This window comes from Rhizobium sp. CFBP 13726 (assembly GCF_014841925.1).
Taxonomy (GTDB): domain Bacteria; phylum Pseudomonadota; class Alphaproteobacteria; order Rhizobiales; family Rhizobiaceae; genus Neorhizobium; species Neorhizobium soli.
In genome coordinates this window covers 81,607-99,613 of record NZ_JACYUU010000007.1, presented here as the reverse complement: position 1 = coordinate 99,613, position 18,007 = coordinate 81,607, and the positions used below count along the sequence as shown (strand labels likewise).

The 18,007-nt window shown below is 57.1% G+C and carries 14 protein-coding genes and 1 pseudogene; 4 read left to right on the top strand and 11 right to left on the bottom strand.

Annotation, left to right across the window (positions count from 1 at the left end):
* Nucleotides 1-113: 113 nt before the first annotated feature.
* Both IFT66_RS22465 and IFT66_RS22460 read right to left on the bottom strand, forming a co-directional pair.
* Nucleotides 114-407, bottom strand: a complete 294-nt coding sequence (locus IFT66_RS22465; protein WP_192079019.1) for a type II toxin-antitoxin system RelE/ParE family toxin — start codon at nt 405-407, stop codon at nt 114-116.
* Entirely contained in the window at nt 404-712 is a 309-nt protein-coding gene (locus tag IFT66_RS22460) for a type II toxin-antitoxin system RelB/DinJ family antitoxin (RefSeq protein ID WP_092665447.1), read from the bottom strand. The genes IFT66_RS22465 and IFT66_RS22460 overlap by 4 nt, the downstream gene beginning before the upstream one ends.
* 207 nt (nt 713-919) lie before the next feature.
* Between IFT66_RS22460 and IFT66_RS22455 the strand changes: the two genes are divergently transcribed.
* On the top strand, nt 920-3,268 hold the full coding sequence (locus IFT66_RS22455; RefSeq protein WP_192079018.1) for a hypothetical protein: 2,349 nt from the start codon (nt 920-922) through the stop codon (nt 3,266-3,268).
* Between the two features lie 305 nt (nt 3,269-3,573).
* On the opposite strand, the gene IFT66_RS22450 is transcribed toward IFT66_RS22455, so the two are convergent.
* From IFT66_RS22450 to IFT66_RS22435, 4 genes are all read right to left on the bottom strand, one after another.
* Nucleotides 3,574-4,530 (bottom strand): aliphatic sulfonate ABC transporter substrate-binding protein, encoded by a 957-nt coding sequence (locus tag IFT66_RS22450; protein ID WP_446737953.1) that lies wholly within the window; start codon nt 4,528-4,530, stop codon nt 3,574-3,576.
* A 23-nt stretch (nt 4,531-4,553) separates the two neighbouring features.
* Nucleotides 4,554-5,369 (bottom strand): ABC transporter ATP-binding protein, encoded by an 816-nt coding sequence (locus IFT66_RS22445; protein ID WP_192079017.1) that lies wholly within the window; start codon nt 5,367-5,369, stop codon nt 4,554-4,556.
* Nucleotides 5,366-6,100: an ABC transporter permease gene (locus IFT66_RS22440; RefSeq protein WP_192079016.1), complete on the bottom strand. Its 735-nt coding sequence runs from the start codon at nt 6,098-6,100 to the stop codon at nt 5,366-5,368. Before IFT66_RS22440 ends, IFT66_RS22445 begins: the two co-directional genes overlap by 4 nt.
* Before the next feature lie 111 nt (nt 6,101-6,211).
* A complete protein-coding gene (locus tag IFT66_RS22435) occupies nt 6,212-7,648 on the bottom strand; it encodes a sulfatase family protein (protein WP_192079015.1) in 1,437 nt (478 codons plus the stop codon).
* A gap of 170 nt (nt 7,649-7,818) precedes the next feature.
* Between IFT66_RS22435 and IFT66_RS22430 the strand changes: the two genes are divergently transcribed.
* A complete protein-coding gene (locus tag IFT66_RS22430) occupies nt 7,819-8,910 on the top strand; it encodes a LacI family DNA-binding transcriptional regulator (protein ID WP_192079014.1) in 1,092 nt (363 codons plus the stop codon).
* Here IFT66_RS22430 and IFT66_RS22425 read toward each other — a convergent pair.
* Nucleotides 8,907-10,403 (bottom strand): sulfatase family protein, encoded by a 1,497-nt coding sequence (locus IFT66_RS22425; RefSeq protein WP_192079013.1) that lies wholly within the window; start codon nt 10,401-10,403, stop codon nt 8,907-8,909. The two genes, IFT66_RS22430 and IFT66_RS22425, sit on opposite strands and share 4 nt — an antisense overlap.
* A gap of 158 nt (nt 10,404-10,561) precedes the next feature.
* On the opposite strand from IFT66_RS22425, the gene IFT66_RS22420 reads away from it, so the two are divergent.
* Nucleotides 10,562-11,233, top strand: a complete 672-nt coding sequence (locus IFT66_RS22420; RefSeq protein ID WP_192079012.1) for an SDR family oxidoreductase — start codon at nt 10,562-10,564, stop codon at nt 11,231-11,233.
* Between the two features lie 9 nt (nt 11,234-11,242).
* Here the strand turns inward: IFT66_RS22420 and IFT66_RS22415 are convergent, their stop codons facing one another.
* From IFT66_RS22415 to IFT66_RS22390, 4 genes and pseudogenes are all read right to left on the bottom strand, one after another.
* Complete coding sequence (locus tag IFT66_RS22415) at nt 11,243-12,178, bottom strand: formylglycine-generating enzyme family protein (RefSeq protein WP_192079011.1); 936 nt, start codon at nt 12,176-12,178, stop codon at nt 11,243-11,245.
* A gap of 659 nt (nt 12,179-12,837) precedes the next feature.
* Nucleotides 12,838-13,370, bottom strand: a pseudogene (locus IFT66_RS22400) (IS3 family transposase); the annotation flags it as partial.
* A 138-nt stretch (nt 13,371-13,508) separates the two neighbouring features.
* Nucleotides 13,509-13,877: a DUF6481 family protein gene (locus IFT66_RS22395; protein ID WP_192079010.1), complete on the bottom strand. Its 369-nt coding sequence runs from the start codon at nt 13,875-13,877 to the stop codon at nt 13,509-13,511.
* A gap of 330 nt (nt 13,878-14,207) precedes the next feature.
* Nucleotides 14,208-14,417: a cold-shock protein gene (locus tag IFT66_RS22390; protein WP_192079009.1), complete on the bottom strand. Its 210-nt coding sequence runs from the start codon at nt 14,415-14,417 to the stop codon at nt 14,208-14,210.
* Nucleotides 14,418-15,869: 1,452 nt separating this feature from the next.
* Here IFT66_RS22390 and IFT66_RS22385 point away from each other — a divergent pair.
* Nucleotides 15,870-17,681, top strand: coding sequence for a putative bifunctional diguanylate cyclase/phosphodiesterase (locus IFT66_RS22385; protein ID WP_192079008.1), 1,812 nt, complete (start codon nt 15,870-15,872; stop codon nt 17,679-17,681).
* Nucleotides 17,682-18,007 lie beyond the last annotated feature (326 nt).

The following is an 18,007-nucleotide window of genomic DNA, read 5'->3' as shown; positions in this document are numbered from 1 at the left end:
GCAGCCGCTGTTCAGGTAAAACGAAATTGCATCGGTCAATTTCGCAGGATGTGCTCTTCGCCTTGAACCAATTCGAACCGCGGACCCGTTGCTCTTTGCCGTGACGACGAATTTTAGCTCGTTGGCAAAGTGTCTGGCCATTCCTGCGCTCCATGAAGGACGCGAAGGATACGGACCACGGTTTCGGAAATTTCATATGCCGCGACGTACGGCGTCCCCTTGATGACAAGTTCGCGGGTGCCGGCAATTCTGCCAACACGACCGCTCGCGGAAAATTCCCCCAACCGGCTGACGGCGGCAACGATCCGCTCATCGACCAGAATGGCCGCTGACGGATTTTCTAATTCTATATACGTAAAGATGGCGTCGCGATCGGATAACGCGAACGCAGACCAGGTAAGCTTCAAGCTTTGCGCTCACCCGCGTTGAGACGGGCTGCTGCTCGGCGTTTAGCGAAATGCAACTCGACTTCATCGTCCGAAACGTCCGGTCGAGTATCGTTTAGCGCTTCAAGTACCTTGGTGCGAAACCAAGCGTCATGCGCCTCACTGCCAGAAAGAAGTTCCAGCGGCAGCGCACCCTCGTTGGCCGTCCGGGTGAGTAATATACGGACCGCGTCCGAGACGGTCAGTCCCATATTTCCAAGCACCGCTGAGGCACGATCCCGGACCTCGGCGTCAATACGAGTTTGTACCAGTGCATTTGCCGCCATAACCAATCTCCACTTTGGCCAAGATCATAATTCATATGAATGACAAATGCGATAGCTAGTAGGGCTGCCGTCACCAGTTCTCGTTTCACTTACTGCTCTTGAGCACCTGGCCCCAAATGCTTGCAGCTGTGGCAAAACCATTTGTTAATTATCCGCTCCTATTCCGGCCCGCCCTCGGCACTGGTGTCGAGAAAATGGAATAAGAGCATGGCAAAAAACAATCTTTCAACTCATCGCTTTCAACGAAAAATCTCTGATTTCTGCGAAGTGCGCCTTGCGCCAATCGCCTCAAAGCGGATGCTGGAATGCATTCGGCCCTACCTCATAAGTCTCGTCGTCCACCGCCAGCCGCCCCCGGTAGCGAACGGCCGCATTGACTGGACGATCATTGGCCAGGCATGCGGGATTGAAGGCGAATTGACGGCTGAGTTTAACAAGGCGCTCCGTCCGGGCCTGGACGCTATTATCCGCTGGCTCGGAGCGCCACCTGCCGCTGAGGACATACGGTCCACAAGACAACGTGCGAAATCGAACAATGCTGTTCGGCGCAAGCTGGAAACTGCGACGTGCTCCAAACCACGACAGATCCTCTCCGATACGCCCACCGTTCAATCTTCGTCGTTGCCCAGAGGGCCAGAACCGAAGCCGATCAGTCCCTTCCCTGAGCCTTTGTTCGAGGCGACCAATGATCCGGCCAGCTTTCACGATGCGCTCATTTATCAGATGCGCCGGTTCGGGGAGAGTTATTGGCAACTCTATCGCGCCGTGGTTCGATTGGGCGAGACCTTCGATGAAAAGACGCTACTGTCCTGGATACAGGGCAAGCGAGTACCGCGATCTTTGACAAGCTTCGAGATCCTGTCCCGCATCGAACGGCGTTATCGGCTGGAGCAAGGCTATTTCAAAGCGAAGTTGCCGCACCAATCCCGCTCCCTGTATGGCCATGATATGGGTGACATCAGCGCTGCGGAACATCGACGGCTTGCATGGCATCTTCCGGACGATTTCAGCAGCCTGCCGTTCTCCAAGCGGGAGGAGATCATCGAGTGGGTGCGCAGGGTCATCATCTCGGGCTCAACAGACTATCGCCGCTATCAGGCGGCGGCGAGCAAGCAGCGTTATGCAATTCGGTTCCCAGGCGTGACCTATGGCGGAGGAGCTCTGTCCCCACGATCGCAAATCAATCCAGACAGCACGGGCCACAATTCCGAAACCTTTGAAGATCCAGATCTCCTGTCAGGCGTCGTCGATGCGCCACCACGGCTGGCTATGGAGATGGCCGATCTCATCCGCTTCAAGACATCGACGCTGACAACTATCGGCTTCCAACGAAATGGAGTTTGGGGAGAGGAAACCGCGTCTCAGAAGGTCGAGCATCTCGGCCTCATGTTCGGTGCGCTCGCCGCCTCGCCTGCCGGCGTCGTCAAAGGGCGTGGCGTGCCTCTCAGCCAACTGACCTTTGGACTGCTGATCTTCCCAGGCGTCTGGGATTGGTACCTGCAATGGCGCGAGCAGCGGCGTGGCTTCTATACCAAGTGGGAGGAAGACATGTTGATGGTGGCAATGGCGCTGACCCGTGCCGAAGTCGGCTGGATACGCCAGCATCCAGAATTGTTGACGAAGGTTCAGCCAATCGAAGGGCTGATCGCGCCCGAGGAGATAGAATTTGCGGCGCGAGACTGGCACGGCGCATGCGATGCATTCCACCGGCATGCCGCCAATCGCTCGAAGGAGATCCAGCGGGTCATGCGTGTGCATCGCGACCCGTTCGAGCCGATCATGGTGATCCTTGAGGCGGACAGCCCGCTGGCAGAATATCGCAAGATCACAGACGAGATCCTGAAGCGAATGCCGGACGAAAACCGCTATCCCCGGCCGGCCGCAGAGGCTGTACGATCCTTTCTGTTACTCCGCCTTGGCCTGCATCTGGGACTTCGGCAAAAGAACCTTCGACAGCTTCGCTTGTGCCCACGCGGGCATTTTCCGACGTCAGAGCGACGACTGGAAGACATGAAATGCGGTGAGCTACGCTGGAGCGATCGAGAGAACGGATGGGAGGTACTCATTCCATCGGTCGCCTTCAAGAACTCAGGCTCATCCTTCTTCGGACAAAAGCCGTTTCGGCTGATCCTGCCGGATCTGCTCGACCTCTACAAATACCTCGAGGCGTATATCGACAGGCACCGCGGCGTACTGCTGGGCAGCGCCAAGGATCCTGGCACCCTGTTCGTGAAAACGGTGAAGACGACAAGCATCGACGCGGCGTACGACTCGACGAAATTCTACGAGGCTTGGCGAACCGTGATCCAACGTTATGGGATTTACAACCCCTACACCGACCGCGGCGCCATAAAGGGGCTGCTGCCGCACGGACCGCATAACCTTAGAGATATTCTAGCAACGCATATCCTCAAACAGACCGGATCCTACGAGCAGGCCAGTTATGCCATACAGGACACACCGGATGTCGTTCAGCAGCACTACGGTCGCTTCCTACCCCAAGACAAGGCGGCACTTGCGGCGAAAATTCTCAATCAGGTTTGGGAAGCTGCATAACCAGTAAGTTGAATAGCTGATCCACATCGCCCAGGCAGATGCGGAAACGATCTCCGCGTCTGCCTGGGCGTCAGTCGTCTTCGCCTTGATGAGGTTCGAAGCTTTGGGAGCCGCGTTATGATATTCGAACCGTTCCGACGCGTTGAACGGCTCTGCCCCATGACCGGTCGATTGGACTGCTCATCTAGATCAACAAACTAGTATCTACTGTAACTTCAGCTTCCTCCCAGATCTGCGTGCTGCTAGGACAGTCGGAGCGACTTTTGACTGCTGTGCAATCTTGACGTCGACTTCTGTCTGCACGATCAAGCGCTGGTGAAGAGCTCGCCGGTGTAAAACTTCTCCGGCGCCAGCGGGTCCTTGACCGTGCCAAAATCCTGGAACATCCTGTTGAAATCAGCCAGCCATCTGTTGACCGTGCCGTCCTTGGTAAAGCCTTCAAGTTCCTTGGATGTCAGCATCTTGCGGCTGCGGGCAACCTTGTCGGTTGCTTCCTTAGGTGCGTTGAGAAACGCCGTGGTGATCTCGATCGAGTGATCGAGATTGGCGACGCGGTAATCCATCGCCTTCTTCATCACCCGCAGGAATTTCTTCACCAAGTCCGGGTTCTGTTCGACGATTTCGTTGCGTGCCACAAACGTGTTGATGAACGACGTCTGCGGATAGAAATCCTGGTTCGAGGCCAGTTCCTTCATGTCGGGCACGCGCGGCTTGATCGTGTCGATCAGCGGGTACCAGATGCCTGCGCCATCGATTTGTTTCGACGTGAAGGCCGCGACAACGGTCGACGGGTCCATCGGCACCATCTGGATGTCGGCGATCGTCATGCCAGCTTTTGTCAGCGCCATGCGCAAGATCATATCGCCAGACGTTCCTTGAGGAACGCCGACCTTCTTGCCCTTGAGATCGGCCATCGAGGCGATACCGGCCTGGGCGATAACGCGGTCAGAAAAGCCGATATCGTTGACGCCAACCACCTTTGCGCGGCCGCTCGCTGGCAACCAGAGGGCGCCGGGGCCGATCGTCCCGAAATTCAGACTGCCCGCACCCATCGCCTGGATCTGGATCGGACCATTGGTAAAGACCTTCACCGTTGGCTTGAGACCTTCTGCCTCCCACAGCTTCTGGTCCTTGGCGATTGCCAGCACACTGGCATTCGGGAAATCGGCGATATAGCCGATCGTCATCTCGGCGGACTGGGCGCGAGCCCCGGCGCCGATGGAAAACGCGCTGGCGCCGGCAAGTGCGGCGCCGGTTACCATAAGATGTCGTCTCGTCAGCATGGTCATTCCTCCTTTGACGGGCTGCAACGCTTCATAGGCAAGGAACAGGCGGCTGCGGCAGGGTGATACACCGCCCGCCAGACCTCGTTGCGCAATTCTGAAAATTCTAACGAAAGCCGCATATCCTCGGTGCGAGGATAGGGCAGATCGACATTGACAATCTTATAAAGCCGGCCCGGCCGGGCTGCCATGACAACGACACGGCTTGCGAGATAGACGGCCTCGTCGACATCATGGGTAATGAACATTACCGTGCGCCGTTCCTTGCTCCACATCGTCAGCAACTGATCCTGGAGCTGCACGCGGGTCAAAGCATCGAGCGCTCCGAACGGCTCGTCCATGAGCAAGATCTTCGGATTGACCGCATAGGCACGGGCAATCGCGCAGCGTTGCTTCATGCCGCCAGACAGAGTCTTCGGCAGTGAATTGGCAAAGTCGGTCAGCCCGACAAGGGCGATGAAATGATCGGCGATCCGCCGCCGCTCATCCCGTTTGTGGCCGGCAATCTTCAGGCCGAACTCAACATTCTGCCGCACAGTCAGCCACGGAAAAAGCGCATATTGCTGAAAGATCACGCCGCGTTCCGGTCCCGGCCCACTGACTGGCGTGTCGTCGACCAGAACCTGTCCGGAAGACGGCGCGGTCAGGCCGGCAGCAATATTCATCGCCGTCGACTTGCCACACCCGGAGGGTCCGACGACGGTGATGAACTCGCCATCCTTGATATCAAGGTTCAGACCTTCGAGTGCCGTAAACGCTGGCCGACCGGCGATATCAAACGTCTTGTTGACGTTTTTGAATGAGATTTTCGGGGTCATAGCTTCTCCTGCCAGGCGGTCAGCACACTGTCGATCGCCATGACGATGCGATCCATGATCAGTCCAAGAAGACCGATCGAGATAAGGCTGACGAAAATGGTCGCCAGGTCGTAGTAGAGTTGTGCCTGCTGCATCCGGAAACCGAGGCCCGACTGTGCTGCGATCAGCTCGGCAGCCACCACGGTCGACCACGAAGAACCAAGACCGATACGGACGCCGACCATAATATAGGGCAGCGACGCCGGCACGATGACGCGTCGGAAAATGGTGAAATCGTTGGCCCCCAGCACCCGCGCCGCGTTGATCATTGTCCTATCGACGCTGATGACGCCTTGATAGGTGGCGACGACGGAAGACAGGAAGGATGCGAGGAAGATGACGAAGATCTTCGGCGTCTCGTCGATGCCCATCGTCACGATTGCCAGCGGAATGATGGCAAGTGGCGGAATGGTGCGGAAGAACTGGACGTAGGGCTCGATGATGGCGCGGGCGACTTTGTACCAGCCCATCAGGAAGCCGACCGGAATTGCAACGAGAATGCCGAGCGCGAAACCGGTAAAGACGCGGCCGAGACTTGCCAGCGCGTCGGACCATAGAAGGCCGCTTTGCGCTTGGATCACAGCTTGTCTGGCGACTGCCAGCGGCGTAGGTAGCCCGACAACACCATAGGCTGTTACCAGGGCCCACATCGAGATACCGAAAACGACGGCAACGATGTTGATCATCAGCATTGTGAGTGGACCCGAACGCCGAGGCACAACACCTGCTCTATCCGATGTGTTTTCGTTCTCTATAACTGCCAAGACCACTCCTCCCGAGCATTCGGCCAGTCCGTCATCCGGTCAGCGCGCCGCCGCCATAACATCCCGAGTCTTGAAATTTGATTCGATTAGCCAGTCGCGCATCACGTCCAAAAGCTCGCGCTTGCGATCCTGATAGTCTGAATCGCTCCAGAGGTTTCTAACCTCCTTCGGATCATTCTCGAGGTCAAACAACTGTCCGTCGGTCGAGCCCTTGAAATGAACCAGTTTCCATCTGTCGCTGCGCACACCGGTCATGAATTCGACGCCGCCAACCATTGCCACGTCGCCGATCTGCTCGCAGAAGACGTGCGTGCGGGGCGTCCAGTCCCTGCCTTCCAATGCAGGCCGCAGGCTTTTCGCCTCAAAAGTCTCCGGCGGCGTGATGCCGGCATAGTCGAGAATGGTCGGCCCCAGGTCGAAAAGCTGACAGAGCCCGTCGATCGTTCGACCGCCCTCGAACCGGCCGGCAGTCGACCAGATGACCGTCGGAACGCGGGTCACGATATCGTACATCGACCATTTTTGGATCAGCCCATGTTCGCCAAGGCACTCCCCATGATCCGAGGTGAAGATGACGATCGCGTCCTCAAGATATCCACGCTCTTTCAACGATGCGAGCAGTTCGCCGACCTTTTCGTCGATCAGCGTCACATTGCCGAGATAGTGAGCCCACAGCCGCTGCATCTGGTCCTCACTCGGATCCAGACTCCAGACGACGGAATCATGGTCAACCTCGACATCGTGCTGACGCTTGTCCTTCAGCTCCTGATGCAGGCTGTCGAGTTCCTCTTTCGTCGGCTTCGGCAGCGGCAGATCGTTGCGCTTCAAATAACGCTCGGTATAGCGCGCCGGCGGATCGAACGGCGGATGGGGCCCGGGAAAGCCGACCTGCAAGAACAATGGCTCTGCCGGCGGATAGGTCTCGACCCACCACTTCGCCATGTCGCCGACGAAGGCATCGGAATGCATGTTTTCTGGAAGCTCCCAGTCAAAACATCCAAGCCGCTCTCGATAGTCCGCACGCTCGCGGTAGAATTCGCGCTGCTGCTTGACGAGACCTTGAGCGGCGAGCGCCTTGTCCCACTCGTCAAAGTACCAGCGTCCCTCCATGTAGCGGTCCTTGTTTTCCACGACGTAACGCTCGTGGAAACCGCTGTCCGAATTATAGGGGATGGTGTGCATCTTGCCGACATTGACGCAGCGATAACCGGCGTCGCGCAGGCTTTCGACCCAGGTCCGCTGCCATTTCTGACCGTTGGCGAGAACGCCGGTCGTATGCGGGTAATAGCCGGTAAACAGGCTTGCTCGTGACGGCACGCAACTCGGCGCTGTGATGTGGCAGTCGGTCAGCGCCACACCTTTCTCGATCATCGCATCGATATTCGGCGTATGGGCGTAAGGGTAACCGAGCGCCGAAATGGAATCGTAGCGCTGCTGGTCGGTCATGATCAAAATGATGTTCGGCCTGTCAGCCATCAAACAGCTCCTCCCCACTGCAGCCAAACGGCGCGGCGGACATTACAGCATGCGAAGGAACCATCCCCCTGTTTCGCTTGCCTCTCGACGCAATGGATGACACAAAGTTATCGATAACGCAACGATCACTATCGCTGCTCGAACGACGTTAGTTGGCAGGTTTTGGATCTATGACGATCAGTACGAAAGCCAGGGACGGGGACGACGACCGAAGTGCGAGTGAGAGGAAGGACCGCCCTGCCCCAACGCTCGCCTCGATCGCCGAACGGGTGGGCGTTTCCGTCAACACCGTATCGCGCGCACTTCGGGCACCCAATACGGTAAGGGTCGAACTGCGCAAACGCATCAACGTGGCGATGGAAGAACTTAATTACGTTCCGAACCGCCTAGCCGGTGGCCTTTCCGGCACGCGCACCGATATCGTCGGCGTCGTCGTGACCTCGCTGTATTATTCGGAATTCGCCAGCATCATTGATACGTTGCAGTCATCCCTTCTCGAACACGACCTTCAGGTCATGCTTGCCAATACCCGCTACAATCCCGACCAGGAGCTGAAACTGGTCCGCTCGATCCTGAGCTGGCGGCCGGCGGCCGTGGCGATCATCGGAATCGACCATCCGCCAAAAGTGGTCGAGCTCCTAAAATCCTCCGGCATACCGATCCTCGAGATGTGGGATACCAGCGGTCCGGTGATCGACACGGCGATCGGCTTCGACCACCAAGCGGTGGGGGCAGCCCAGGCCCGACACCTGATCGATCGCGGTTACCGAAAGCTAACCTTTGTCGGCAGCCTCCGCGAAAACGACCGGCGCGCCCGCAAACGTCTTCTTGGCCTCGAAACCGAAGCGGTCAAAGCCGGGCTCCCACCAGTCGTCACCTGCACAGAACCAGTAGGGGGCAGCCCCGATCTCGGCGAAAAACTGGCGCTTGACCTGCTCCAAACCCATCCCGGCATCGATGCCATCGTCTGCAACAGCGACGTCGTTGCTTTCGGCGTGATGCGGGGCTTGAGGAAACTCGGCTTACGCGTGCCGGAGGATGTCGGCGTGATTGCATTCGGAGACAACGAGGCTGCGGCCTGCATCACCCCGCCCCTCACCACCATCCGTCCCGATCGCGAACGGATTGGACGCTTGACCGCCGACGCCATCGTCGCCCGCATCAACGGCGGCGAACCGCAGACCACCGTCGTCGACTGGAAACTCGTTGCCCGCCAGAGCACACAACGCGATACGGTTCGGGCGGAGGCGAGAGACGGCTAGGCGCCGTCCTGCCGCGATCTGTTTTCTGGCGTGCGACTGGAATTGGCGCCGAGGCGCACACTCGCGAGCGTCCACCCTTGAGTCCTCAGCGAACTTTCGATGCGCCAAGCCAAGATCGCGCTAATCAGTTCCTGCTTCACGGCCTGGTGCGCCGGGTCGGACCATAAATTGTTCACCTCCGTCGGATCGTGGTCCATGTCGAACAACTGGCCTTCGTGGCTGTCGACGAAATGCACGAGTTTGTGGCGCCGGCTGCGGATCATCGTCATGAACGTCGTGCCGCTGAATATGCGGTCGCCGGCATGTTCGGAAAAGACGTATCGTCGGGGCTCGCACTCCTCACCGCGCAGATAAGGCATCAGCGACTGTGCCTCCATCCAGTCCGGCACCGGCACGCCAGCCATGTCCAGAACAGTCGGAGCAAAGTCAAAGAGCGAGACGAGATCGTCCACCACCCTGCCCTCGGCCACCCGCCCCGGCGCCCAGACAATTGCCGGCACACGAACACTGTGCTCGTACATCGACCATTTCTGGCTGTGTCCGTGATCGTTTAGGCTGTCGCCGTGGTCCGACGTGAAGATGATGATCGTATCGTCCAGCACGCCGCGCCTTGTCACGGCCTCGATCAGCTTGCCCATCTGTGCGTCGATCATAGAAACGTTGGCGAAATAGTGCTGCCGCTGGCGGCGCGTCTGTTCCCTTGTCGGCTCGGCTAGATGCACGACGGCATCGTGGTCGACCGCCAGATGCTGATCGCGCAGCACTTTCAGCGCCGCCGGCTGCGCGGCGATGTCATCCTTGCTGAGAATAGGTTCCGGCAGCTCGGCATCCGCATAGATGTCGAGAAATTCCTGGGTCGGATCATAGGGCGGGTGCGGCCCGGGGATACCGATCTGCAGAAAGAAAGGTTCATTGCCGGTGTAGGTATCGAGCCACATCTGGGCGAGCGCCGAGACGAAGTTGTCGGAATGCAGGTCCTCGGGCAGGTTCCAGACGAAGCCGCCGAGGGACGAGCGGTAATCCTCCCGCCGACGATAGGTGACACGGCTCGGCTTTTCAAAGCCGCGCGTCCAGATCGCCTTGTCCCACTGGTCGAGGAAAAACGGGAGCCGCGGCGTGGCACGGTCTTTGTTTTCCACTACGTGCCGCTCGTGAAACCCGAACGAATCCTCGAAGGGAGACGTGTGCATCTTGCCGACGTTGACGCAGCGGTATCCCGCCTCGGCCATCAGTTGCACCCAGCTGAACGCCCACGGCTCGTCATTGCGGAACACGCCGTTGGTATGCGGATACACACCCGTAAACAGGCTTGCGCGCGACGGCGCGCAGGAGGGCGAGGTGACGTAGGTCTGGCGGAAGTAGGTGCCTTCCCTGACCATCCGGTCGAGATTGGGCGTCTTCATATAGGGAAAGCCGCCGGCAGCAATTGTGTCGAACCGCTGCTGGTCGGTGATGACAAAGATGATGTTCGGCTTTTTCTTCTCGTTTGACATGATGTTTCTCCCAGTCCGACACCCGCTTACAGCCCGAGCGACCGCAAGCCTTTCACTCTCAACAAGCAGCTGTTCTCATCTGCCGAAAACTCTAGTACCAAATATGATGCTGCGCCCAATGCGGACGCAAGCAATGCCGGCGAGCAGGAGGAGAACCAATGGCGACCGTTCTGATCACCGGGTGCGATCGCGGGCTTGGCGAGGAATTCGCGCTTCAATACGCGGCCAAAGGCGATCGGGTCATCGCCACTTGCCTTGATCCCGACGCTTTTAGCAAACGGCACAAACATCTCCGCACTATAGAAACCGTCAAGCTGGACGTGACCGACGAAGCGTCGGTCCTTCGCCTCGCTGCGGAGCTGGACGGCGTTGCAATCGACGTGCTGATCAACAATGCCGGCATTCCGGGCCCGCATCCGGACTTGCACGAAACGGACCTCGTGCTCTGGCGAAACATGCTGGAAGTCAATCTGATCGCGCCTTTCGTCGTCACAAGGGCCTTCACCGAGCACGTTGCCCGCAGCGAGCGCAAGGTGATCGCTTTCATAACAAGCCGCATGGGGTCGATCGGGCTGAACAATACAGCTAGCGCCTACGCCTATCGATCCAGCAAGGCAGGCCTCAACATGGTCATGAAGAGCCTTGCCATCGATCTCGCGCCCCGCCAGATCTGCGTGCTTGGCCTTCACCCCGGCAAAGTCGCCCGTCAAGGGGACGGCGGACTGAGCATATCCGAGAGCATCGTGCGGATGCGCGAGGTCATCGATCATTCCGGCCCGCACCAGACAGGCAGCTTCTACGATTACAATGGCCAGATCCTCCCTTGGTAAAAGTCACGGTTACGGCAGCACGTCATAGGCGACACGGAAACCCGTATTGCTCGAAGCACTGTCGGCCGAAAGGCCCATGCGGGCAGCTATTCGGTAGCGATAGCAGTAGCTCTTGTGGCACAAGAATGAGCCACCTTTCAGAACCTTGTCAGCGGACTTTTTCGCCTGGTCGTTGCGAAGCTTCGCAGCCTTGGAGAGCGACCGCACTTTGAAGGCATCCGCGGTCCATTCCCAGACGTTACCGGAAAGGTTGTAGAAACCTGCTTCTGATGGTTCGAAGCTGCGTGCCGGCGCCGTGCCGAAGTAGCCGTCAACCATCGTATTGTGGTTCGGAAACCGGCCCTGCCAGATATTGCAGAAACTCAGATCGTCGCTCGGCTCAATGTCGCCCCAGGGATACCGGCGCCTCCGGTTGCCGCCGCGTGCGGCATGTTCCCATTCGGCTTCGGTAGGCAGTCGGCCACCTACCCATGCGGCAAATGCCATCGCATCATGCCAGGAGACGTGCGTTACTGGATGATCCAGACGGTCCTCGATCGAGCTGCCTGGCCCTTCTGGTTGATTCCAGGTCGCGCCGTCGACGCGTGTCCACCAGGGGGTGTTGACGACACCTCCAGTAGCGAGGGACTGGTTTTTGAGGAGTGGGGAGAACACCGCCGACATGCCGAACCGCTCCGATTCCGTCACATGGCCCGTCGCCTCGATGAAGTCGGAAAACCGGGCGAGCGTGACGGTTTCGACCTCAAGATGGAAATCCTGCAGCAAGACCCTCCGCTCCGGACCTTCACCATCAGCGGCGATGACGGGATCATGGGTACCGACGAAGCTCTCTGCTCCCTTCACCGCAATCGTCTGGCCAGGGCAACCTCGAACCGTGAAACTTTTGGCTCCTGCCGCCGCCTGGCCGTCCCCGGCTCGCGCCGCTCCCGAACAACATCCACTCATGTGTCCCTCCTAGAAAGCGGTTCGACCCGCCTTAAACTGCGAAACCTGTATCAGCCCTTGAGGCCGACAGCGCAATACTCATCCAGAGCTGGCTCGGGCAGTTTGCACAGCTGGGAAAAGTGGAATGTCTGCCTGTCATCGCGTTAGATGCCGGGAACAGGACATATCGATACGACCGCGCGGGGACCGTAGCCCGGCTTTCAAGGCAAAGATGGCGCTCGCTGCGATCCGTGGCGAGCAGACGCTGGTGGAATTTTCCCAGCAGTTTGACGTGCATGCGAACCTAATCAAGCAATAGAAAGACCAGACTGCGCGAAGAGATCACCAGCACCATCGTCACAGCAGGAAAGCAAAAGATCAGCTTTACCACCAGCGTTGAGTGCAAATTGGGGACCACTTCAGCACGCGCTTTGGAGGATGACATCCAGCGTGCAGATACTGCTCTATACGAGGCAAAGACAAGCGAGCGCAACTGTGTGACAATGGACGGCGTTGCTGCCGAAAGCCAACGAACGCTTGAGATCATTGCACCTCATTATCGGTGTGAAAATAGTGACTGAATTTCGGGTTGACCGCCACCCTTTTAGGGTAGTGAACATTCACGATTGCAGTGCGAGGGCGTGGCGTGAATAGCCGCGAGTTTCGTAGACACCCTCCGGTTACGTTTTCTGCTGCTTTTCGAACTCGACGGGCGACAGCATCCCGTTTCTGACATGTTTGCGCTTCGGGTTGTGGAACATCTCGATATAGTCGAACACGTCCTGCCTGGCTTGGTCTCTTGAGCGATAGACCTTCCGGCGTATCCGCTCCCGCTTCAACAGATTGAAGAAACTCTCAGCGACGGCATTGTCATGGCAGTTGCCCCGTCGGCTCATCGAATGAACCAGATTGTGGTGCTTCAGGAACGCTGCCCGGTCCATACTGGTGAATTGCGATCCCTGTCCGAATGCACTGGAACCTTTTCCTCTGGCTTTCGCCTCCAGACAGCCATCAGCAACGCCTGCATCACGACATCCGTTGTCTGATGGCTCTGCATCAACCAGCCGATAACACGGCGGGAATAGAGATCGATCACCACCGCGAGATAGGCGAAGCCTTCGTTGGTCCGGATGTAGGTGATGTCCGTGACCCACGCCTTGTCTGGAGCAGCAACGTCGAATTGACGGTCCAGAGTGTTGCCGATGACAATAGAAGTCCATTGTCGCCGAACGTTTCGGTGAGGGCGTGACCTCGACCCATGGCCCGCCGGACGGCAGGCCTAGAGACCTTAGTTTGGTGAGGACGACTTAAGACCTGGAGGCCCCGACAGCTGTAAGGCTTTAGCAGTTAACTAACGCTTCCGCGCCTTGCGATTTGCGTATCGGCGATCGCGCTCGGCTTTCCGTTCAGCTTCATCTTTAACAACGCGCGCAACGAGTTCGTCCTCAGTCGCTTTACGTGTCTCTATTTGTGCTTCCGCGGTAGCTTTTGCGTCGGAAGCCACTGCCTCTAGCCGGAGCCGCTCTTCGAACCTGATGCGATCTCGTTCAACGCGGCGAGCTTCACGAGCTTCAACAATCGAGACACGCTCAGCCTGTCTGGCAACTCGCGAAAGTTCGATGGAGCTCTGCGCTTCACGGTAGGCATTGAGGAGGGATGCCTTCGCGTCAGCCGCTGCAGAGCGACGGTCAACAAGCTCGTTGTTTCTTGAGTTTTTCAAATCGTTTCCTTATTGGGTATTAAGCGTCTGTCAGCTTACTGCCATGCATTCGTAAATAGGAATGGACTCTAGTGGCCAAAGCTCGATCTAATACAGGCGATGTATAGTAACGGTTTGCCATCACTTCCTGCACTACCTACTGAGAAGACGTTGAGCGAATCGACGCGGCACCGGCAAACGCCGAAGGCGATCACGTGCTTCTGGCACATTTGCTAGATCTTTTTTCAATGGTGATGGAGTCTAATAGATGAGGCAAGCCGCAACGCCTGGCGTTAAGCTAATAACGTAGTTACAACAAAATTTGAACAGTCCGTGAACGACGAAAAAGGATTACGTGGACTGCAAGTTGCCAGCCGACATCTTACCGGATTTTGCATCGCGCTCGAACTCAAAAGAGACCTTTTGACCTTCCACGAGTTCGCTCCTACCTGCACGTTCTACAGCCGAGATGTGAACGAAGGCGTCAGCGCCGCCGTTGTCGGGCTCGATAAAGCCGAAACCTTTGGTGGAATTAAACCATTTTGCTGTGCCAGTGGTCATAGCGAAGCCTTTCAAAGCAAAGAGTGAGCCGCGCAGCAGGTGCTGTGCAGATGACGACCGAATATTTTTGAAAGAGAAGTTCGCTCAAAGCGCGGTGCCAATCGCGCGGTAGACAAAGCTCGGCAAGCAAAAGATCGATCAGTCATTCCTAAGGGCTAGAAGCTTTTGCGTCAACGTTTAGTTTCCGGCAGCGGACCTGTACAGTGCGGAAGGCGGACAAGGATTCCCCTGCTGGACACGTTCGGCGCTTCCATGTGAGCAGCGGCTTCGTAAGGTGGCGGACGCCATCCTTGCATGCGCGACCGAAGGATACCCTCCGCTGCGGATAACGCGCGACTCTACCGCCTACATCGGTTTGTGATCCGTCCTACAAACTTGACTTGCCGAACTAGAGGTCCTGCAGGATGTCACAACGGCTAGCGACAGCCTGACCGGACGCGAGGCTATACAGGCGCAGTATGCCTACTGGCACAGATCAGTGCGTGGCAGTTCGCCTTCACAGAATGCCTCTCTCCAGTGCTGCAAACGGACTGGCGGCAGCAACAGTTGGATAGGGTTTGGCAATGGCCGCTATCTCTGCAGCTGCCGCTTACACAGCCAACGGTAGGCTCTACGTCACTGTATCCATGGAGGACGTCGCGGCTCAGCTCAGTGTGCGTCACGACGATCTAACCTTTTAAGAATTACTGTCCGCGCATTCGGCTCTCGCGCATGACTATCACTAAAGCAGTTATCTGAGGTCATTTGGTCATTTTTAGCATATGAGCTCGGCATATGCTTGACCCTCTGCCACCGTTTTGGCGAAGCAACCGTTGCTAATACCAACAGCTGCAAAATCCTTCCAAGCCGCTGAGACGACAGCGTACTTTAGAATCTCGTATTTTAGCGTGTCTTAATGTTTCTGAAACCTCGACGTATCAATGTCTAAACGCTTCGAGTCGTGAGAGGTAAGAGGCAGTTGGTGGGCTCGCTTCAATCAGCACGGGCGAGCCTACCTTCTTCATCAATATCGACGTCCTTAAAGAACTTGTCCCCGGCAGGCTCATTGGCTCTTCCCGACGGCCTCAGGCGAGGATCACTGTGGCCGCAACATGGGCAGCCGAGGCCCGCTAGTCTTGAATGACTCGTCCGCCTGCGGAGACCGATATGGTCGTCGAGATAGCGAAAGGGAAGTGCCACGGCTCGATGAGGCATGTAAGGCCTCAATCTCATTGCCACCGAAGCATTTGTTTTGGTTTGGTGGCAGGGGGGTAGCATGACGCGCAGTCAAATAGGTGAGGCGCCATTGGGTGATTATCAAGGAGCATGTCCGCGAGGGGTATAGCACGTTCTTGGTGCCGGGTCGGGTTTGCGTTGAACGACAGAATTGCCTGTGAGGCTAAGATTACTATCGACAATGCATGGTTAAGGATCTGAGCTGGCAGCCTTCCAGCCTCCGAGAAAGCAATTGCGATGATACTAAAACTGCAGAACACCATTTTGGAAATGATCGCCCGCGGCGAAGCTTTGCAGGCAACGATCGAGCGGCTGTGTGTCGAAACTGAAGCCTTGCTCATCGGGACGGTGTGTTCAGTGTTGTTAGTTCGTGATGAACGTCTTCAAGCTCTCGCTGGCCCATCACTCCCGCAATCTTTTCAAGAAGCCTTGGATGGTTTGCCGATCGCGGGTTTTATTGGGTCCTGCGACACTACAGCTTTTGAAGGGGAAGCGGTGACCGTCACAGAGATCGAACATGATCCTCTTTGGGCAGGCTTTAACGCCATAGCACTCCCGCTCGGCTTCAAATCACGCTGGTCGACGCCGATTTGCAGTGGCGGCCGCGTCGTCGCGACGTTTAATTTTTACTTTCAGGACTGCCGAGGCCGAAACGAGCTAGAACAGCGCATAGTCAATGCGTGCACTCATCTTTGTGCTATCGCCATAGAGCGAGATGATAGGGTTCGGGAGCGCCAGCGCCTGACTTATACTGACGTACTGACCGGGCTTCCGAACCGGGCAGCGTTCAATCAGGTTCTTTCAGCGCTAGCCGGGCGCGCAGGGGGCGGTTGGGCCGTAATCCTAGCGGACCTGGATAATCTCAAAGTCATCAACGATACATTCGGACACGGCGCCGGTGACGAACTCATACAGATCGTTGCAAAAAGGATAGACGCTGTAGCCGGCACGGGTCGTGCGTTCAGGATCGGTGGCGACGAATTCGCAGTCGTTGTTGAGAGCGACACTACGTCTCCGCTTTCGACTTTAGCAGGAAGGCTCCTTGAGGCCATCAAGGGGCAAGCGCATTGCGGCGACCACGTTGTCCTCCCCAGCGCCACGCTAGGCGGGTGTGTCGCGAGCCCAGATGAGCCTGCCGATCAAGTGCGCCAAGGCGCTGATGTCGCGTTGTACCATGCTAAAGAGCGCAGTCGCGGCCAATTCGTCGAACACCGACCTGGGCTTGGAACCGCACTAACGCGGCGCTTTAGGGCGATCCGAGACGTTAGTCTCGCACTCGTTGAAAAGCGAATACATCCTTACTACCAACCAATCGTACGGCTCGAGTCGGGTGAAGTGGTAGGGTTTGAAGCGTTGTGTCGGATGTCGGAAGCCTCAGGTGACATCATCGCGGCTGCCAATTTCCACGAAGCAACCAAAGATGCCCATGTCGCTGCCGAACTAACCCAGTGCATGCTCCAACGTGTCGCGCGTGATATGCGCAGCTGGCTCAACAGGGGCCTTCCTCTCCAGCACGTTGGCATCAATCTTTCTGCTGCTGATTTTCATGCGGGTCGGCTACAGGAGAGGATCTGTACAGTCTTCGCGGACGCCGGCGTCCCGCTTGATCATGTCGTCCTTGAGGTGACCGAGTCCGTCTATCTTGGCCACCGCGATCATGTGGTTGCCGACGAAATCAAACTGCTTCGCAGTTGCGGAATGCGCGTCGCGCTCGACGACTTTGGGACAGGGTTCGCATCACTCACTCATCTCCTGACGGTCCCGGTCGACATCATCAAGATCGACAAATCTTTCGTCGACAGGCTGACGCCTGATGACGGGGCTGTCGTTATAGTCGAAGGGCTGGTCAGCATAGCAAACAAGGTGGGTCTCAGGGTTGTCGCCGAAGGGATCGAAACGGATCTCCAGCTTAAGCAACTCGTGTCGTTCGGCTGCAAACTTGGACAAGGATACTTATTCTCCAGGGCCGTTGATGCAGATGCTGCTGCAAGCCTAATGGCCCTCTACGGTCAGCATGTAGGAAATGATCACGAACCGCTTAGAGCCTGATTGGCCGTTTGCCGTCAGTTTAAAAATTGACTGGGAACCGGCAGTCGCCGACTTTTCAGAAACTGTACGCATGTACCGCTATGCCTTGAACTAACCAATTTAAAGCAAACATAGTCTTCTACCAACCGCGGCGGCTGCCGCAGACGACTGCTGATCACATGTCCTATCTCAATGGTCCCAGTTCTAATCACTTTAGTTTCCTCAGTATTACCTTCTTCGCTAGAGCCAAGCGTTCCATCGGGTGCCGAGACTGCATCGAACGCGCCGGCCAGCGAGCTCATGCTTCGCGCGGCCCCTTGATGCAGGCGTGTAAGAATGACGAGGCG

Coding starts and splice junctions, on each gene's coding strand:
- IFT66_RS22460 (WP_092665447.1), bottom strand. CDS start 712: ATGGCGGCAAATGCACTGGTACAAACTCGTATTGACGCCGAGGTCCGG.
- IFT66_RS22455 (WP_192079018.1), top strand. CDS start 920: ATGGCAAAAAACAATCTTTCAACTCATCGCTTTCAACGAAAAATCTCT.
- IFT66_RS22450 (WP_446737953.1), bottom strand. CDS start 4,530: ATGGTAACCGGCGCCGCACTTGCCGGCGCCAGCGCGTTTTCCATCGGC.
- IFT66_RS22445 (WP_192079017.1), bottom strand. CDS start 5,369: ATGACCCCGAAAATCTCATTCAAAAACGTCAACAAGACGTTTGATATC.
- IFT66_RS22440 (WP_192079016.1), bottom strand. CDS start 6,100: ATGCTGATGATCAACATCGTTGCCGTCGTTTTCGGTATCTCGATGTGG.
- IFT66_RS22435 (WP_192079015.1), bottom strand. CDS start 7,648: ATGGCTGACAGGCCGAACATCATTTTGATCATGACCGACCAGCAGCGC.
- IFT66_RS22430 (WP_192079014.1), top strand. CDS start 7,819: ATGACGATCAGTACGAAAGCCAGGGACGGGGACGACGACCGAAGTGCG.
- IFT66_RS22425 (WP_192079013.1), bottom strand. CDS start 10,403: ATGTCAAACGAGAAGAAAAAGCCGAACATCATCTTTGTCATCACCGAC.
- IFT66_RS22420 (WP_192079012.1), top strand. CDS start 10,562: ATGGCGACCGTTCTGATCACCGGGTGCGATCGCGGGCTTGGCGAGGAA.
- IFT66_RS22415 (WP_192079011.1), bottom strand. CDS start 12,178: ATGAGTGGATGTTGTTCGGGAGCGGCGCGAGCCGGGGACGGCCAGGCG.
- IFT66_RS22390 (WP_192079009.1), bottom strand. CDS start 14,417: ATGACCACTGGCACAGCAAAATGGTTTAATTCCACCAAAGGTTTCGGC.
- IFT66_RS22385 (WP_192079008.1), top strand. CDS start 15,870: ATGATACTAAAACTGCAGAACACCATTTTGGAAATGATCGCCCGCGGC.